This window comes from Pseudomonas sp. TE21394 (assembly GCF_054057835.1).
The window spans coordinates 4,141,207-4,157,542 of record NZ_JBSRZR010000001.1; the positions used below are offsets into that span (position 1 = coordinate 4,141,207).

Annotated in this window: 17 protein-coding genes; 13 read left to right on the forward strand and 4 right to left on the reverse strand. The window is 64.0% G+C overall.

Translation table 11 applies throughout. From position 1 onward, the window contains the following. Positions 1-15: 15 nt before the first annotated feature. The 10 genes from ACVWZT_RS18940 to ACVWZT_RS18985 all read left to right on the forward strand — a co-directional run bounded on the left by ACVWZT_RS18940 (position 16) and on the right by ACVWZT_RS18985 (position 10,956). Entirely contained in the window at positions 16-666 is a 651-nt protein-coding gene (locus ACVWZT_RS18940; protein ID WP_296230731.1) for a c-type cytochrome, read from the forward strand. Further along, on the forward strand, positions 663-1,577 hold the full coding sequence (locus tag ACVWZT_RS18945) for a c-type cytochrome (RefSeq protein WP_296230732.1): 915 nt from the start codon (positions 663-665) through the stop codon (positions 1,575-1,577). Before ACVWZT_RS18940 ends, ACVWZT_RS18945 begins: the two co-directional genes overlap by 4 nt. A 256-nt stretch (positions 1,578-1,833) precedes the next feature. Continuing rightward, positions 1,834-2,673, forward strand: a complete 840-nt coding sequence (galU, locus tag ACVWZT_RS18950) for a UTP--glucose-1-phosphate uridylyltransferase GalU (protein WP_013973181.1) — start codon at positions 1,834-1,836, stop codon at positions 2,671-2,673. A gap of 96 nt (positions 2,674-2,769) precedes the next feature. Beyond that, positions 2,770-4,125, forward strand: a complete 1,356-nt coding sequence (gorA, locus tag ACVWZT_RS18955) for a glutathione-disulfide reductase (protein ID WP_296230734.1) — start codon at positions 2,770-2,772, stop codon at positions 4,123-4,125. A gap of 197 nt (positions 4,126-4,322) precedes the next feature. Beyond that, positions 4,323-4,847, forward strand: a complete 525-nt coding sequence (locus ACVWZT_RS18960) for a fimbrial protein (protein WP_457470765.1) — start codon at positions 4,323-4,325, stop codon at positions 4,845-4,847. Positions 4,848-4,908: 61 nt separating this feature from the next. Continuing rightward, positions 4,909-5,646 (forward strand): fimbrial biogenesis chaperone, encoded by a 738-nt coding sequence (locus ACVWZT_RS18965; protein ID WP_457470766.1) that lies wholly within the window; start codon positions 4,909-4,911, stop codon positions 5,644-5,646. Positions 5,647-5,713: 67 nt separating this feature from the next. Then, entirely contained in the window at positions 5,714-8,143 is a 2,430-nt protein-coding gene (locus ACVWZT_RS18970) for a fimbria/pilus outer membrane usher protein (RefSeq protein ID WP_457470768.1), read from the forward strand. Positions 8,144-8,282: 139 nt separating this feature from the next. Beyond that, entirely contained in the window at positions 8,283-8,846 is a 564-nt protein-coding gene (ahpC, locus tag ACVWZT_RS18975) for an alkyl hydroperoxide reductase subunit C (protein WP_054884952.1), read from the forward strand. Between the two features lie 191 nt (positions 8,847-9,037). Next, positions 9,038-10,600, forward strand: coding sequence for an alkyl hydroperoxide reductase subunit F (ahpF, locus tag ACVWZT_RS18980; RefSeq protein ID WP_296230739.1), 1,563 nt, complete (start codon positions 9,038-9,040; stop codon positions 10,598-10,600). A gap of 167 nt (positions 10,601-10,767) precedes the next feature. Further along, complete coding sequence (locus tag ACVWZT_RS18985; RefSeq protein ID WP_170030426.1) at positions 10,768-10,956, forward strand: hypothetical protein; 189 nt, start codon at positions 10,768-10,770, stop codon at positions 10,954-10,956. A 4-nt stretch (positions 10,957-10,960) separates the two neighbouring features. Here the strand turns inward: ACVWZT_RS18985 and ACVWZT_RS18990 are convergent, their stop codons facing one another. The 3 genes from ACVWZT_RS18990 to nhaR all read right to left on the reverse strand — a co-directional run bounded on the left by ACVWZT_RS18990 (position 10,961) and on the right by nhaR (position 13,904). Beyond that, positions 10,961-11,608, reverse strand: coding sequence for a YceH family protein (locus ACVWZT_RS18990; RefSeq protein WP_296230742.1), 648 nt, complete (start codon positions 11,606-11,608; stop codon positions 10,961-10,963). An 87-nt stretch (positions 11,609-11,695) separates the two neighbouring features. Continuing rightward, positions 11,696-12,907 (reverse strand): serine/threonine transporter SstT, encoded by a 1,212-nt coding sequence (sstT, locus tag ACVWZT_RS18995; RefSeq protein ID WP_296230744.1) that lies wholly within the window; start codon positions 12,905-12,907, stop codon positions 11,696-11,698. 103 nt (positions 12,908-13,010) lie between these two features. Next, a complete protein-coding gene (nhaR, locus tag ACVWZT_RS19000; RefSeq protein WP_296230746.1) occupies positions 13,011-13,904 on the reverse strand; it encodes a transcriptional activator NhaR in 894 nt (297 codons plus the stop codon). A 132-nt stretch (positions 13,905-14,036) separates the two neighbouring features. On the opposite strand from nhaR, the gene ACVWZT_RS19005 reads away from it, so the two are divergent. After that, positions 14,037-14,276, forward strand: a complete 240-nt coding sequence (locus ACVWZT_RS19005) for a hypothetical protein (RefSeq protein WP_457470771.1) — start codon at positions 14,037-14,039, stop codon at positions 14,274-14,276. 29 nt (positions 14,277-14,305) lie between these two features. Continuing rightward, positions 14,306-15,058, forward strand: a complete 753-nt coding sequence (locus ACVWZT_RS19010; protein WP_296230749.1) for a TerC family protein — start codon at positions 14,306-14,308, stop codon at positions 15,056-15,058. A 126-nt stretch (positions 15,059-15,184) separates the two neighbouring features. Here ACVWZT_RS19010 and ACVWZT_RS19015 read toward each other — a convergent pair whose 3' ends face one another. After that, complete coding sequence (locus tag ACVWZT_RS19015; RefSeq protein WP_296230750.1) at positions 15,185-15,361, reverse strand: hypothetical protein; 177 nt, start codon at positions 15,359-15,361, stop codon at positions 15,185-15,187. A 221-nt stretch (positions 15,362-15,582) separates the two neighbouring features. Between ACVWZT_RS19015 and ACVWZT_RS19020 the strand changes: the two genes are divergently transcribed. Then, entirely contained in the window at positions 15,583-16,269 is a 687-nt protein-coding gene (locus tag ACVWZT_RS19020; RefSeq protein WP_296230752.1) for a peptidase C39 family protein, read from the forward strand. Positions 16,270-16,336: the final 67 nt, after the last annotated feature.

Consider the following 16,336-nt stretch of genomic DNA (forward strand, 5'->3'; position numbering starts at 1 on the left):
AAAAGGAGATTCGTGATGACACCCCTGAGACGTGTCGTGGTCGGCAGCCTGCTGATCCTGGCCTGGCCTGCGGCGCATGCCGCCGATGGCCAGAAGGTCTTCACCCAGGGTGGGGCCAACCCCGCCGCCATGGCTTGCCTGGGTTGCCATGGCCCAGACGGCAAGGGCATTGCCGCTGCCGGCTTTCCGCGCCTGGCCGGGCTGCCGGCTGGCTACCTGCGCAAGCAGCTGCATGACTGGCGCAGCGGCAGCCGCAAGCAGCCGGTGATGGCGCCATTGGCCAAGGCGTTGAGCGATGACGAGATCGACGCGGTCAGCAGCTACCTGGCCAGCCTGCCGGCCAGCCCCGCCGGCGAACTGCGCCGTCAGCAGATCGCCAATGACCCAACCACCCGCCTGGCCCTGTACGGCGATTGGAGCCGGCAGATACCCGGCTGCGTGCAGTGCCATGGCCCGGGCGGCAGCGGTGTTGGCGAACACTTCCCGCCTTTGGTTGGGCAGCCCGCCAGTTACCTGGTGGCTCAGCTTGATGCCTGGCGTGACGGCAGCCGCAGCAATGACCCCAACCAGCTGATGGTCGGTGTGGCCAAGGCCATGACCGATGACGAGATCAAGGCCATCGCCGAATTCTTCGCCCGCCCTGCCAGCCAGGAGGTCACGCCATGAAACCGCTGCTTGCAACCCTGTTGCTGCTGGCCATGGGCAGCGCCCAGGCCGCCCAGATCGCCATGGAAGACCAGTCCCAGTTGAAAGTGCCTGGGGCCCGGAAAGCGCCGCAGTTCGTGCCGCCAGCCGAAAGCGATTTGCCCGACAATGCCTTCGGCAAGATGGTGCGCGAGGGGCATGCATTGTTCGTCGACACCCGTCGGCTGATGCCTGAGGCGGTGGGCAACGGCATGAACTGCAGCAACTGCCACCTTGACCAGGGCCGGCTGGCGCATTCCGCGCCGATGTGGGGGGCGTACCCGATGTACCCCGCATACCGCAAGAAAAACGACAAGGTCAACACTTATGCCGAGCGAATCCAGGGGTGTTTCCAGTTCAGCATGAACGGCACGCCGCCGGCCGCCGACAGCCCGCAGATGACGGCGTTGGCCGTGTATTCGTACTGGTTGTCGACCAAGGCGCCGACGGGCGTGGAGATTGCCGGGCGCGGTTACCCGGAGGTGGCGCAGCCCCAGGGCGGCTACGACTTCAAGCGTGGCCAGCAGGTGTACCGCGAACAGTGCGCGATCTGCCACGGTGACAACGGCGAAGGGCAGAAGGTAGCCGGTGAGTACGTGATGCCGCCACTGTGGGGCAAGGACTCCTACAACTGGGGTGCCGGGATGCACCGCATCAACACAGCGGCGTCGTTCATCAAGTACAACATGCCGCTGGGCAGGCCGGGCAGTCTCAGCGACCAGCAGGCCTGGGACGTGGCGGCCTGGATCAACCGCCATGAGCGGCCGCAGGACCCGCGGCTGGTCGAAGACTCCATCGAGAAGACACGGCTGAAGTTCCACGCCAATGACGGGGTGAACCTGTATGGGCAGAAGGTCGATGGCGTGCTGATCGGGCAGGGCACAGGTAGCTGAATGACCTGTACCGGACTCTTCGCCGGGGGAATGCTGTTGCAGTACCCTGTGGGAGCGGGTTTCCCGCGAAGAGGCCGGTACTGGCGAACGCCGCCGTGGCCATCCCTGAACGCAATATTTACCTTCCATTGGAACTATCTACACTGGGTTATCTCTATGTTCCCAACGGTCGGCCGGCGGTAGGGCATTGTAAGGTGACTGCCGCGTGATTAGACTGCGCCGAATTCCACAGGCCTAGCCTTTTGTAAGGACGTATATGATCAAAAAATGCTTGTTCCCGGCAGCCGGTTACGGCACTCGCTTCCTGCCCGCTACCAAAGCCATGCCCAAGGAAATGCTGCCGGTGGTCAACAAGCCACTGATCCAGTATGGCGTTGAAGAGGCACTGGATGCCGGCCTGAACGAGATTTCCATCGTCACCGGGCGCGGCAAGCGTGCCCTGGAAGACCACTTCGACATCAGCTACGAGCTGGAAAACCAGATCAAGGGCACCGACAAGGAAAAATACCTGGTCGGTATCCGTCGCCTGCTCGACGAGTGCTCGTTCTCCTACACCCGCCAGACCGAAATGAAAGGCCTGGGCCACGCCATCCTCACCGGCCGCCCGCTGATCGGCGACGAGCCGTTCGCCGTGGTGCTGGCGGACGACCTGTGCGTCAACCCCGAAGGTGACGGCGTGCTGACCCAGATGGTCAAGCTGTACAACCAGTTCCGCTGCTCGATCGTTGCCATCCAGGAAGTCGACCCGCAGGAAACCAACAAGTACGGCGTGATTGCCGGTGACATGATCCGTGACGACATCTTCCGTGTCACCAACATGGTCGAGAAGCCAAAGCCGGAAGACGCCCCGTCCAACCTGGCGATCATCGGCCGTTACATCCTGACCCCGGATATCTTCGATATCATTGCCAACACCGAGCCGGGTAAAGGTGGTGAGATCCAGATCACCGACGCGCTGATGCAACAGGCGCAGAATGGCTGCGTGATCGCCTACAAGTTCAAGGGCAAGCGTTTCGACTGCGGTGGTGCCGAAGGCTATATCGACGCGACCAACTTCTGCTTCGAGAACTACTACAAGACCGGCAAGGCTTATTGATCAGCCTGCTGGCCGCAAAGCCACCCTTCGGGGTGGCTTTTTTGTTTGCGGCAGCCAACGGCGTTATGCTGGGCGCCTGCCTAGGAGACTGAATACATGGCCTACGATTTTGATCTGTTCGTGATTGGCGCCGGGTCCGGCGGTGTGCGGGCGGCGCGCTTTGCCGCCGGCTTCGGCGCGAAGGTGGCGGTGGCCGAAAGCCGCTACCTGGGCGGTACCTGCGTCAACGTCGGCTGCGTGCCGAAAAAGCTGCTGGTGTACGGCGCGCACGTTGCCGACGAGCTGGAGCAGGCGGCAGGTTTCGGCTGGAGCCTTGAAGAAGGGCACTTCGACTGGGGCACGCTGATTGCCAACAAGAACCGCGAAATCGAACGCCTCAATGGCATCTACCGCAACCTGCTGCTCAACAGTGGGGTGACCCTGCTGCAGGGTCATGCGCGGTTGACCGGTGCCAATGAAGTGGAAGTGGAAGGCCAGCGCTACACTGCCGAGCACATTCTCATTGCCACCGGTGGCTGGCCACAGGTGCCGGACATTCCAGGCAAGGAACTGGCCATCACCTCCAACGAAGCCTTCTACCTCAAGGACCTGCCGCGCCGGGTGCTGGTGGTCGGCGGCGGTTATATCGCCGTGGAGTTCGCTGGCATCTTCCACGGGCTGGGTGCCAACACCACCTTGCTGTATCGCGGCGACCTGTTCCTGCGAGGCTTTGACGGCTCGGTGCGCACCCACCTCAAGGAAGAGCTGGAAAAGCGCGGCCTGGACTTGCAGTTCAACGCCGACATCCAGCGCATCGACAAGCTCGAGGACGGCAGCCTCAAGGCCACCCTCCACGACGGCCGCGAGCTGGTTACCGATTGTGTGTTCTACGCCACCGGCCGCCGCCCGATGCTCGACAACCTGGGCCTGGAAAACACCGGTGTGGAACTGGACGCGCGCGGCTTCATCCATGTCGACGATCAATACCAGACAACCGCGCCGTCGATCCTGGCCATCGGTGACGTGATTGGTCGTGTGCAACTCACCCCGGTCGCCCTGGCCGAAGGCATGGCCGTGGCGCGGCGCCTGTTCAAGCCTGAGCAATATCGCCCGGTGGATTACCGCAACATCCCCACGGCAGTGTTCAGCCAGCCACCGATCGGCACTGTGGGCCTGAGCGAAGAGCAGGCGCTGGAAGCCGGGCACAAGGTGCAGATCTTCGAAAGCCGCTTCCGCGCCATGAAGCTGACCCTCACCGATATCCAGGAGAAGACCCTGATGAAGCTGGTGGTGGATGCCGAGACCGACAAGGTGCTGGGCTGTCACATGGTCGGCCCGGATGCCGGCGAGATCATCCAGGGGCTGGGCATCGCGCTGAAGGCCGGCGCCACCAAACAGCAGTTCGACGAGACCATCGGCGTTCACCCCACTGCCGCCGAAGAGTTCGTTACCCTGCGCACCATCACCCGCTGATGGCCCCCGGCGGGAAGCATGGTCTCGTGTACACGAGGTCATGTTTCCTACCTCGGGGGGGTGATTTTCAACTGCTCGGCTGCTGAGTCAGCCTACATTTTTCCCGTGTCACCTTACTGATACTGCACCGCGCCGCATTCAGCGGCCGGGGCCTGGCAGCCAATGCCTGGCCATTTCCATGAGTAAAGAGGGTGACTATGAACTCGAAGTCGTTGCTTGCAGGCTGCTGCATGCTGTTCTTCTGGGCGCAGGCAGCACAGGCCGATTATGGCCAGATCAGCCTGGACGGCCTGGTAGAGGCGCCAACCTGTCAAATCAATGGTGGTAACGGCAACCTGCCGGTCTCGTTGCCTCCGGTAAACGCGGCATTGCTTGCCAGCCCCGGTCAGACTGCCGGGAACACGCCCTTCCAGCTGGATCTCACCAATTGCTCCCCCGGTGTCACCCGGGTATCGACCTATTTCGAAACTGGCCCGACCATCAGCCCGGAAGGGCGTCTGATCGTGGATGCAGGCGGTAGCGAGAATGTCCAGGTGGAACTGCTCAACGATGAGCAGCGGCCGATGAACCTGGCGGCGCCAAAGGGCTCGCAGAACTCGCAGGTGGTGCCGATCGTCAGCGGCAGTGCGACATTGCGTTACACCGCCCGCTACTACTCCACCGGTGGCACCACGCCTGGCTTGGTGGCAACCCGCGTGCAGTACTCGCTCGACTATCCATGACATTTCCCTGAAGGCGGCCCGTTCCAGGGCTGCCTTTCCGACGTTCCTGAGCACCTACATCATGCGTTTCTTCTCCAACGTCCTGCGGCGTGGACTGCTGCTGGCCGTCTGCCTGGCATCGCCGCCTCTTGCCGCCAATGTGGTCATCGCCAACACGCGGGTTGTGTTTCCTGCCGTCCAGTCCGAAGTCACGGTCAAACTGAGCAATGTCGGCAGTTCGCCCTCGCTGGTCCAGGCCTGGGTCGACGATGGTCGGCCACAGGCCCAGATACAGGACCTGCAGCTGCCATTCAACGTGATGCCCGCCATGTTTCGCCTCGATGCTGGCAAAGGCCAGAGCCTGAGGCTGTTCCATGACGGTGAGGCAATGCCCGCCGACCGCGAAAGCCTGTACTGGCTCAATGTGCTGGAAGTGCCCCCGAAGGGTTCGGGGAATGCCCTGCAGGTGGCGCTACGTTCACGCATCAAATTGCTCTATCGGCCGGCAGGGCTGCCGGGGAAAGCCGTCGATGCCCACCGTCGGCTTACCTGGCAATTGCTGCGTGAAGGCCAGCAATGGCTGCTTACCGCCAGCAACCCCGGCCCGTATGTGGTCAACCTGGCCAGTGTGACCCTGGAGCAGGACCGCCACAGCCCAGTGGAGCTGGGCCCCAACCATGTGCTGCCGTTCGCCAGCACCCGCTTCAGCGTCGAGCGCCTGGCTGGCCAGGCCACTGTTCGGCTGCACTATGCCTTCATCGACGACTACGGCGCGGTACGTGCCGCGCCACAAGCGGTGACCGTGCATTTGGCCAACTGAGGCGCAGGGTACGATGCATAAGCCATTGCGACTCAAGCTTCGCCGTCCTTCAGCCGCGGGCGTGTTGATGGGGTTGCTCATTGCCCCGGCAAGCGCCGTCGAGTTCGATGCCGGGCTGCTTCGGGAGGGAACCCCAGCCGACCTGCGTCGCTACGAGCAAGACACGGTAGTGCCCGAGGGCAGGTACTCTCTCGACGTGATGCTGAACCAGCAGTGGCTGGGGCGTCATCGGGTGCTTCTGCGGGCGCAGGGGCAAAGTGGTCAGGCAACACCTTGCTACAGCGAAACCTTGCTGCAGGCGCTGGGCGTGGACCTGCGCCGCCTTGGCCGCGAGAGCGCCGACCTGCTCGCCCAGGAGGGCGCTTGCGCAGGGCTGGGTAGCCTCGTTGCGCAGAGCCGCGAAACGCTGGATTTCGCCAACCTGAGGCTGGACCTGAGCATCCCGCAGCAAGCCTTGCAGCGCTTGCCCGGCGGATACCTGCCGGCGGAAAACTGGGACAGCGGCATTACTGCCGGGTTCTTCGACTACCGCCTGAACCTGTATGAGCAGCAGGACCTCGAGCAGGGCAATACCACCCGCCAGGCCTACCTGGGCGTACGCTCCGGTTTCAACAGCGGCCGCTGGTACTGGCGCCACGAAGGCAGCTGGCAGGCTTCCTCGGGTATTGCCTCGCGTTATCAGGCCATGGCCACGTCGGTGCAGCGGGATATTCCCGCCTGGGCAGCGCAATTGACCATTGGCGACAGCTTCAGCCGCTCGGAAGTATTCGAGGGCAGCGCCATGCGCGGCCTATTACTGGGCAGCGACCAGCGCATGCTGCCGGAGCAGCAACGCGGCTTCGCCCCTGTGGTGAAGGGCGTCGCCAACAGCGTCGCGTTGGTCAGCATCCGCCAGCGCGGTGTGCTGATCCATGAATCCACTGTCGCGCCGGGGCCGTTCGAGATTGACGACCTGTACGCCAATGACCTGCACGATGACCTGGAGGTGACGCTGCGCGAGGCCGATGGCAGTGTGCGCACGTTCATCCAGCCCTATGCCGCCGCGCCACTGGCACTGCGCCCTGGCGCAAGGCGTTTCGAACTGGCCAGTGGCGTCTGGCGTCAGGCGTACGGGCGCTCGGGCCCGGGCTTTGTGCAAGGCAGTTGGCAGCAAGGCCTGGGCAGCCACTTGAGCGTGCACGGCGGTAGCTGGTTGGCCGAGGATTACCTGGCCAGTGCCATGGGGGTTGCCATGAACACCGGGCTGGGAGCGCTGGGCCTGACCGGGTATCACGCCAGCGCCGAGCCTGCCCGCAACCGCCAGGTGCGTGGCCAGGCCTGGCGCCTGAGCTGGCGCCAGCGCTTGAGCACTACCGGTACCGACCTGAGCGCGACGTTGTCCCGCAGCGACGGGCCAGGCTACTACAGCTTCAACGACTATGCCCGCGCCGTGACTGGTGCGCGCATCGAACCGCTGCGTTGGCAGGCGGGCCTGGGTGTGGATCAACCCGTGGGCGAGCGGGGCGGTCGCTTCACTTTGCGCGCCAGCCTGCGACAGCGTTGGGCCGGCAGTGGCCGTAGCGAGAGTTACAGCGTTGGCTACAACAACCACATCGGGTCGCTCAGCTATGGCATCAACCTGAGCCGCGAGCTGGCTGTGACAGGCCATGCTGTCGACGCCCTCATGTTCAATGCCAGCCTGCCGCTTGGCGAGCGCCGGCGGTCCTCGCTCAGCACGGCGCTGAACAGCGACTCTCGCGGCCAGGGCAGCGCCAGCGTTCGTTGGCGAGGCGTGTCCGGTGAGCATGGCCAATGGGGCCATGGGCTGGCGCTGGTGCGCCAGGAGGGCGAGCGGGCCGACAGTGGCTTCGACGCCACCCTGCAGCACCGTGGGTCGAGTGGGGATATCCAGGGCGCGTTGTCGAGCCGGCGTGGCTATCGCCAGGCGACGCTGGGGGCGCAAGGCGCCGTGGTCGCCCATGCCGGTGGCCTGATCACCGCACCGTCGCTGGGCGAGAGCTTTGCCATCGTGCATGCGCCGGGCGCCGATGCCGCGCGCCTGCGCCAGCAACCGCAGGTCAGTCTCGACCGGCGCGGTTACGCGGTCATGCCGGCACTGGTGCCTTACCACGTCAATACGGTCGAGCTCGACCCCAAAGGCATGTCCCGTGATACCGAGTTGCAGCTGACCGCCCAATCGGTGGTGCCACGCGCCGGTGCTGCCTCGTTGCTGCGATACCCGACGCGCAGCGGTCGCCAGTTCACCTTACGGGCCCGTTTCGAGGATGGCAGTGCGCTGCCGTTCGGCGCGCTGGTGTTTGCCGCACAGGCCAGTGGCCAGGCCAGCGAGTTGGGCATGGTCGGCCAGGGCAGCCGGCTGCATGTGCGTACCGCCAGGGATGCCGGCACGCTGCTGGTCAAGTGGGGTGACGCGCCAGATGAGCAATGTTCATTGGCGTACCAGCTGGACGAAAGGCCGATGCAGCGGGTGCACATCTGCAGGCGCGGCGGCGCTTAGAAAGCGACGTGTCTATCCAGGCACAGGCTTTATAGCCAAAACCAATGATGCGCATGAGGTTTGCCAATGAGCCTAATCACCGACCAGCGGTTAGGATTCTCTCCGTCAACTGATTCCAACCCATGAAGGAGCGTCTCTCATGCCTATCATCAACAGCCAGGTCAAACCGTTCAACGCCACCGCCTACCACAAGGGCGAGTTCGTCCAGGTCAGCGAAGCCGACCTGAAAGGCAAGTGGTCTGTGGTGTTCTTCTACCCGGCCGACTTCACCTTCGTCTGCCCGACCGAACTGGGTGACCTCGCTGACAACTACGCCGAGTTCCAGAAGCTGGGCGTGGAGATCTACGGTGTGTCCACCGACACCCACTTCACCCACAAAGCCTGGCACGACACTTCGGAAACCATCGGCAAGATCCAGTACCCGCTGATCGGTGACCCGACCCACGTCATCTCGCGCAACTTCGACGTGCTGATCGAAGAAGCCGGCCTGGCCGATCGCGGTACCTTCGTGATCAACCCGGAAGGCCAGATCAAGATCGTCGAACTGAACGACGGTGGTGTAGGCCGCGATGCTGCCGAACTGCTGCGCAAGGTGAAGGCTGCCCAGTACGTCGCCGCCCACCCGGGTGAAGTGTGCCCGGCCAAGTGGAAGGAAGGCGAAGCCACCCTGGCGCCGTCGCTGGACCTGGTCGGCAAGATCTGATTTTCGCCTGACAAGCGCCTGCGCGACGACCATGCCGCGCAGTCGCTTCTCGAAGGAAAATCCGGTCATGTGCAAGCCGTGGGCGGTGAGCAGCCGCCAAAGCTGAATTCTCTCACCGCCCCCGTAAAAACGCCCGGGCGCGATCGCCTGGGCGTTTTTGTATCCGTGTTTTGAAAAAGGAATCGCCCCGTATGTTGGACGCCACGCTTAAATCGCAACTGAAAACCTACCTGGAGCGGGTCACCCAGCCGATCGAGATCGTTGCTTCCCTCGACGACGGCGCGAAGTCCCGCGAATTGCACGACCTGCTGGTGGAGATCGCCGGCCTGTCGAACCTGATTACCCTGCGCGTGGATGGTGATGACGCCCGTCGTCCATCGTTCTCGCTCAACCGCCCGAATGGCGAGATCAGCCTGCGCTTCGCCGGCATCCCCATGGGCCACGAATTCACCTCGCTGGTGCTTGCCCTGCTGCAGGTCGGCGGCCACCCGTCCAAGGCCAGTGCCGAAGTGATCGAGCAGATCCAGGCGCTGCAAGGCGAATTCACCTTCGAAACCTATTTCTCGCTGTCGTGCCAGAACTGCCCTGACGTGGTCCAGGCGCTGAATCTGATGGCCGTGCTCAACCCCAACGTGCGCCACGTGGCGATCGACGGTGCGCTGTTCCAGGCAGAAGTGGAATCGCGCAAGATCATGGCGGTGCCGAGCATCTACCTGAACGGCGAAGTGTTCGGCCAGGGCCGCATGGGCCTGGAGGAAATCCTCGGCAAGATCGACACCAACGCAGGCGCTCGCCAGGCCGAGAAGATCAACGCCAGGGACGCCTTCGACGTGCTGGTGGTCGGTGGTGGCCCCGCTGGCGCCTCGGCAGCCATCTACGCTGCACGCAAGGGCATCCGCACCGGCATCGCGGCCGAGCGGTTCGGCGGCCAGGTGCTCGATACCCTGGCCATCGAGAACTTCATCTCGGTGCAGGAAACCGAAGGGCCGAAACTGGCCACGGCCCTGGAAGAACACGTCAGGCAGTACGACGTCGACATCATGAACCTGCAGCGCGGTGAAGCGCTGATCCCGGCCACCGATGGCGGCCTGCATGAAGTCCGCCTGGCTGGCGGCGCTGCGCTCAAGGCCAAGACCGTGATCCTGGCCACCGGTGCGCGCTGGCGCGAAATGAACGTGCCGGGCGAGCAGGAATACCGCGCCCGTGGCGTAGCCTACTGCCCGCATTGCGATGGCCCGCTGTTCAAGGGCAAGCGGGTGGCGGTGATCGGCGGTGGCAACTCGGGCGTGGAGGCGGCCATCGACCTGGCTGGCATCGTCGCCCAGGTGACCCTGATTGAATTCGACAGCCAGTTGCGCGCCGATGCGGTGCTGCAGCGCAAGCTGCACAGCCTGCCGAACGTCAAGGTGATCACCAGCGCGCTGACTACCGAAGTGTTGGGCAATGGCGAGAAAGTGACCGGCCTGCGCTACAAGGACCGTACCACGGAGCAGCAGCACGAGGTGGCGCTGGAGGGTATCTTCGTGCAGATCGGCCTGCTGCCGAACACCGACTGGCTGAAGGGCACCGTCGAGCTGTCGCCGCGTGGCGAGATCATCGTCGACGCCAAGGGCCAGACCAGCATCCCGGGTGTGTTCGCTGCCGGTGACGTGACCACGGTGCCGTACAAGCAGATCGTGATTGCAGTGGGCGAGGGCGCCAAGGCTTCGCTGGCGGCTTTCGATCACCTGATCCGCACCTCGGCACCGGCGTAAGCCCGCACCGGTCTCTCGCGGCCCAAGCCGCTCTTGCAGGTACTGCGCAGGTTGCGAAAACTGTGCGCTACTTGCAGGAGCGGTTTTGGCTGCGCAAGGGCCGGCCCAGGCAAAGCAATATCCGGGGGTGTCTATGATTACTGCAGACTCCCTCAGGAATCACACCCATGACCCTGATCAGCCGCGAACCCTGGTGGCTAGTCCCGCCCAAGCCCGGGCAGCAAGAGCAGGACCTGCACTGGGGCTACCTGGAAATCTACGCCGACGGCCGCACCGTGTTCGTCGACCAGCGCCCCACTGACCGGGAGCTGGCAGAGCGCAAGAGCTGCCGCAATTTCCCCGACCCGGAGCCGTGACGGCTCAGCCTTCCAGTTCGGCCAGGCGGGCCTCCAGCGCGGCAATACGGGCTTCCAGGGCTTCGATGCGTTCTTCCGAGACGCTCCCGCCACTGCTGCGCGGGCTGCCTTCCTGCTGCCGTGCGGCGAGGATCGCCTCGATTTCCGCCGGGTCGCCCAGCGCGTGGGTATAACGGTCTTCGCGCTGCCCGGCCTGGCGCGGCAGGTGCAAAGCCAGGCCGCGGGCGATCAGGCGCTCCAACTGGTGCTGGACCTGTTCGATGTCGTCGAAGTCATGCAGGCGGTTGCTGCGGGTCAGCAGTTCGTTGAGGGTTTGCGGCCCGCGCAGGAACATCAGGCCCATCAGCACCAGTTGCGCCGGCACCAGCTCCAGCGCCTTGTCTACCCGGTGTTCCCAGCGGTCGGCGCGGCTGCCCATTTGCAGTCGCGCCATGTCTTGCCCTTCGAGGGCGCGCAGGGCCTGGCCGACCTGGCCTTGGGTAAGGTTCATGACCGGTTCGCGGCTGGTCTTCTGGTTGCACGCCAGCACCAGGGCATTGAGGGTCAGCGGGTAGCTTTCCGGGCTGGTGGCCTGCTTTTCGATCAGCGCGCCGAGAATGCGGATCTCGATGCTGTTGAAACGGCCTTCGCCTGCGGTTTGGTGTTCTGACATGGCCCTGCCTCGTTGCTGGGAAAGGCCACTAGGGTAGGTAATGCCATCGTACAAGGCAATTGGGGACGCAACGCGGCCCCGGCCATCTCAAGCGTTGCGCCGCTCTTCGGCCTGGCACGCCGCCGCGGTGAACAGCACATCGGTGGAAGAATTCAGCGCCGTCTCGGCCGAGTCCTGCAGCACGCCGATAATGAAGCCCACCGCCACCACCTGCATGGCAATCTCGCTGGGGATGCCAAACAGGCTGGCTGCCAGCGGAATCAGCAGCAGCGAGCCGCCGGCCACCCCCGATGCACCGCAGGCACAGATCGCCGCCACGACGCTGAGCAGCACGGCGGTCGGCAGGTCTACCACGATACCCAGGGTATGCACCGCCGCCAGGGTCAGTACGGTAATGGTGATGGCCGCACCGGCCATGTTGATGGTCGCACCCAGCGGGATCGACACCGAATAGGTGTCTTCATGCAGGCCAAGGCGTTCGGACAGGGCCAGGTTGACCGGGATGTTGGCCGCCGAGCTGCGGGTGAAGAACGCAGTGATGCCGCTTTCGCGCAGGCACAGCAAGGTCAACGGGAAGGGGTTGCGGCGAATTTTCCAGAACACGATCAACGGGTTCATCACCAGCGCCACGAACAGCATGCAGCCGATCAACACGGCCAGCAGGTGCAGGTAGCCGAGCAGGGCGTCCAGGCCGGACTGGGCGAGGGTGGCGCTGACCAGGCCAAAGATGCCCAGCGGGGCGAAGCGGATGACCACGCGTACGATCAACGTGACGCCAGTGGACAGGTCCTCGACCACGTTGCGGGTGGTTTCGCCGGCATGGCGCAAGGCCACGCCCAGGCCGATGGCCCAGGTCAGCACGCCGATGAAATTGGCGTTGAGCAGGGCGTTGATCGGGTTGTCGACCGCGCTCAGCAACAGGTTCTGCAACACTTCGCCGATACCACCCGGAGCGCTCAGCGTGGCCCCGCCGGTGCTCAGTGCCAGGGTCGAGGGGAACAGCATGCTGGCTACCACGGCCACGACCGCGGCACCGAAGGTCCCCAGCAGGTACAGCCACAGGATCGGCCGAATGTGGGTTTCCTGGCCGTGGCGGTGGTTGGCGATCGAGGCCATGACCAGGATGAATACCAGCACCGGTGCCACCGCCTTGAGGGCGCTGACGAACACCTTGCCGAGGAAGGCCAGGTCGCGGGCGATGTCGGGCGCAAGCAGGGCCAGGACGATACCGGCGATCAGACCGATGACGATCTGGGTCACCAGGCTGGTGCGGTTGAGGAAGCGGAGGACTGGGGTCATGTGCAGCGGTATCCCGGCATGTTCGAAAAGGGCGCGACTTTACCATAGACCTTTGTCGAGCAGTGTCGGCCCTTTGCGGGTTTACCCGCGAGCAAGCCCAGGGCTACCAATGAAACAACTCCCGCCGCGCCCCCTCGGTGATGGCCACGATGCCCGGGTGCTTGACTTTGCGCTCCACGGAAATGGCATAGAACGATTCGTGTACGGCCTCGGTCTGCCCGACCAGTTCCACTCCGTACTGGCGGCACACCTCCTCGGCGATCACGCTGGGTGCGACAAAGATGCCGCTGCCCGATTGCCCGAACGCCTGCATCAACGCGCTGTCGTCGAACTCACCGACGATGCGTGGCTGCACCTGCTGTTCGCCCAGCCAGCGTAGCAAACGGCTGCGTACCACGGTTTCCTGGCCGGGGATCAGCAGGGGCGCATCGTGCAGGCAGCCGGGGAAGGCCCCGGCATGCCGTCGGGCCAAGGCCGGGGTGGCGAAAAAGCTCAGCCCGCACTCACCCAGTTTCTGGCTGTAGCCCTTGATGTCCAGGTGGCTGGGCATGGGGCTGTCGGAGATGACCAGGTCCAGGCGCTGGATCGCCAGGTCGGCCAGCAACCGTTCAAGCTTGTCTTCACGGCAATTGATGCGCAGCACATCGTCCAGCTCCATGGTCGGCGCCAGCAAGCGGTAGACGATGGACTTGGGCACCACGTCCGCCACGCCGACGCGGAACAGGATCTGCTCCTGCGGGCCGGCCCGCAACATGGCTTCCAGTTCGCCACCCAGCTGAAACATCTGCTCGGCATAGATCAGCGTCTGGCGCCCGGTTTCGGTCAGCTCCAGCTGGCGCCCGACGCGCTGGAACAGCTCCAGGCCATAAGTCTGCTCGAACAGGCTGATCTGCCCGCTGATGGTTTGCGGGGTCAGGTTCAGCTGTTCGCTGGCGCGGGCGATGCTGCCGGTCTTGGCCACGGCCCAGAAATAGTGCAATTGCCGATAGTTGAGCATCAGTGCTTTCCGGATTCGTAAAAGCCGAAGTATAACCGCTGAAAATACGAATTTTCCTGATGTATCACGCGCATTTAGAATGCGCTCCATCGGGCGCCATGTGCGCCACCGGAACACACAAGCGAGGAACCCATGCTGCAATTCAAATCCATCGGCACGCCGCTGGTGCTAGCCTTGGCCCTGTTCGCCCTGGCTGGTTGCGAGCAGGCCGAGAAGTCCGCCCAGCAGATGCTCGACCAGGCCGCGCAGTCGGCCAAGCAGGCGATCGACGATACCAACAAGGCCGCCCAGCAGGCGCTGAGCGAGGCCATCGGCAGTGAAGGGCGCGCACCCGAGGACGCCGACAAGCACAAAGACAACCAGGAAATCTGACCCTTAACCGCTGCTGCAGGATGTGAACAATGGAATACTTGCTGGAACTCGTCGCTAGCCCTACCGCCTGGGTTGCCTTGGCTACGCTGGTGGCCATGGAAGTTGTACTAGGCATCGACAACCTGATCTTCATCTCCATCCTGACCAACAAGCTGCCGGTGGAATACCGCTCCAAGGCGCGTCGTATCGGTATCAGCATGGCCCTGGTGATGCGCCTGGCCCTGCTCAGCACGGTGGCCTGGATCGTCCAGCTGACCGACCCGGTGTTCGAAGTGTTCGGCAATGCCTTCTCCTGGAAGGACGTGATCCTGATTGCCGGTGGCCTGTTCCTGCTGTGGAAGGCGACCAGGGAGATCCACGAGAACGTCGACCCGCACGGTGCCAAGGAAGAAGCCAAGGTTTCCTCGACAGTTACCCTTGGCTTTGCCGCGGCGATCTTCCAGATCCTGTTGCTGGACATCGTCTTCTCGGTCGACAGCATCATCACTGCCGTAGGCATGACCGAGCACCTGCCGATCATGATCATTGCGGTGATCACTGCGGTGATCGTCATGATGGTGGCCGCCGACCCGCTGGCCAATTTCATCAACGACAACCCGACCGTGGTGATGCTGGCGCTGGGCTTCCTGATCATGATCGGCATGACGCTGATTGCCGAAGGTTTCGGCGCCCATGTACCGAAGGGCTATGTGTATGCGGCCATGGCGTTCTCGACGGCGATCGAGATTCTCAACATCCTGGCCCGCCGGGCGCGGTTGAAGCGCGAAGCGGCGCAAGGGTGAAGTAGCGGGGGGCGCTTTGCGCCCCATTCGCGGGCAAGCCCGCTTTCACAGCACAGCACCGCTTCAGGGCGTGTGCTGTCCCTGTGGAAGCGGGCTTGCCCGCGAATGGCTATGAGGAATCTTTGCTCAGTGCACCCCGGCATGCCGCCGTGCCCGGTGTGCAGGCTGCGCCCGGGCAGGGGCCTGTGGCGGCAGGTGATGGTGGGCATGGCGCCGCACGATACGCATTACACCCCACAGCATGGCGGCTGCGACGCTTAGCCACATACCTACCAGCATGAGAATTGCCATGGTCAGGCTCATCTGTGCCTCCCTCTTCAGGGCCGCGCTCGGCCAGCCAGCGCTTGCCTTCCAGACACTGCTTTAGTCTAGCCGTTCGCCCGTGACGTTCCATTGACCGAAGGTCTATTGCTTGGTCCGTTTTGCTCCAAGCCAGTGCCGGGCTATACCCGCGCCGCCGTCCGCCCTATGATCGCTGGCAGAGCCGGGCGCTGCCTGCCTGGCGTTGGAACAAGCGAGTGTCCATGGAGCAAGATTCCTTCAAGTCGGCAATCACCAGCCCACGCCGGTTGTTGCTGGCCTGCCTGGTGGCAGCCAGCCTGGCCGGCTGTGCCGGCACGCCGCCCGCCGGCCTCAATGGCCTGCCACAGCGGGTCGAAATCAGCAGCGTGCCATTCTACCGTGGCAACGCCAACCACAGCGGGGCCATGGCCCTGGCGGCAGTACTTTCGCAACAGGGTGCGCCCATTACCCCGGGGCTGCTGGACAAGCCGTTGAACCTGCCCCAGGGCGCCGACGCACTGGGCAGCAGCATCCCTCGGGTGGCGCGTGACTACGGCATGGTGGTGTATCCGCTGGACAAGCAGCTGGACGCGCTGCTGACCCAGGTGGCGGCGGGCAACCCGGTGTTGTTGCGCTATGAGGACGGCGCGGCCTGGTGGGGTGAGCCACGTTACGCCGTGCTGATCGGTTATGACCGCTACAAGCAGCGCGTGCTGTTGCGCTCGGGCATGCACCGGCGACAGCTGATGGCGTTCGATGACTTTGCCTCGGCGTGGGCCAGCCAGGGAAGCTGGGCGGTGCTGGTGCAGCCGCCGCGGCAGCTGCCGGCCCAGGTCGACCGCCAGCGCTGGCTGCAGGCTGCCGATGAACTGGCCCGGGCCGGGCAGGAGATTGCCGCGAAACAGGCCGTAAGCAGCTTGGGCAGATAGCTTTGCCTGCCCCCGGCATGTCGCCGGCCGGCTCTTGTGAGAGCCGGCTCGCCGACGACAGGGCCAG

Bases quoted from the DNA above. Each gene is read 5' to 3' on its own strand.
- ACVWZT_RS18940 (WP_296230731.1), top strand. From the start codon at position 16: ATGACACCCCTGAGACGTGTCGTGGTCGGCAGCCTGCTGATCCTGGCC.
- ACVWZT_RS18945 (WP_296230732.1), top strand. From the start codon at position 663: ATGAAACCGCTGCTTGCAACCCTGTTGCTGCTGGCCATGGGCAGCGCC.
- galU (WP_013973181.1), top strand. From the start codon at position 1,834: ATGATCAAAAAATGCTTGTTCCCGGCAGCCGGTTACGGCACTCGCTTC.
- gorA (WP_296230734.1), top strand. From the start codon at position 2,770: ATGGCCTACGATTTTGATCTGTTCGTGATTGGCGCCGGGTCCGGCGGT.
- ACVWZT_RS18960 (WP_457470765.1), top strand. From the start codon at position 4,323: ATGAACTCGAAGTCGTTGCTTGCAGGCTGCTGCATGCTGTTCTTCTGG.
- ACVWZT_RS18965 (WP_457470766.1), top strand. From the start codon at position 4,909: ATGCGTTTCTTCTCCAACGTCCTGCGGCGTGGACTGCTGCTGGCCGTC.
- ACVWZT_RS18970 (WP_457470768.1), top strand. From the start codon at position 5,714: ATGGGGTTGCTCATTGCCCCGGCAAGCGCCGTCGAGTTCGATGCCGGG.
- ahpC (WP_054884952.1), top strand. From the start codon at position 8,283: ATGCCTATCATCAACAGCCAGGTCAAACCGTTCAACGCCACCGCCTAC.
- ahpF (WP_296230739.1), top strand. From the start codon at position 9,038: ATGTTGGACGCCACGCTTAAATCGCAACTGAAAACCTACCTGGAGCGG.
- ACVWZT_RS18985 (WP_170030426.1), top strand. From the start codon at position 10,768: ATGACCCTGATCAGCCGCGAACCCTGGTGGCTAGTCCCGCCCAAGCCC.
- ACVWZT_RS18990 (WP_296230742.1), bottom strand. From the start codon at position 11,608: ATGTCAGAACACCAAACCGCAGGCGAAGGCCGTTTCAACAGCATCGAG.
- sstT (WP_296230744.1), bottom strand. From the start codon at position 12,907: ATGACCCCAGTCCTCCGCTTCCTCAACCGCACCAGCCTGGTGACCCAG.
- nhaR (WP_296230746.1), bottom strand. From the start codon at position 13,904: ATGCTCAACTATCGGCAATTGCACTATTTCTGGGCCGTGGCCAAGACC.
- ACVWZT_RS19005 (WP_457470771.1), top strand. From the start codon at position 14,037: ATGCTGCAATTCAAATCCATCGGCACGCCGCTGGTGCTAGCCTTGGCC.
- ACVWZT_RS19010 (WP_296230749.1), top strand. From the start codon at position 14,306: ATGGAATACTTGCTGGAACTCGTCGCTAGCCCTACCGCCTGGGTTGCC.
- ACVWZT_RS19015 (WP_296230750.1), bottom strand. From the start codon at position 15,361: ATGAGCCTGACCATGGCAATTCTCATGCTGGTAGGTATGTGGCTAAGC.
- ACVWZT_RS19020 (WP_296230752.1), top strand. From the start codon at position 15,583: ATGGAGCAAGATTCCTTCAAGTCGGCAATCACCAGCCCACGCCGGTTG.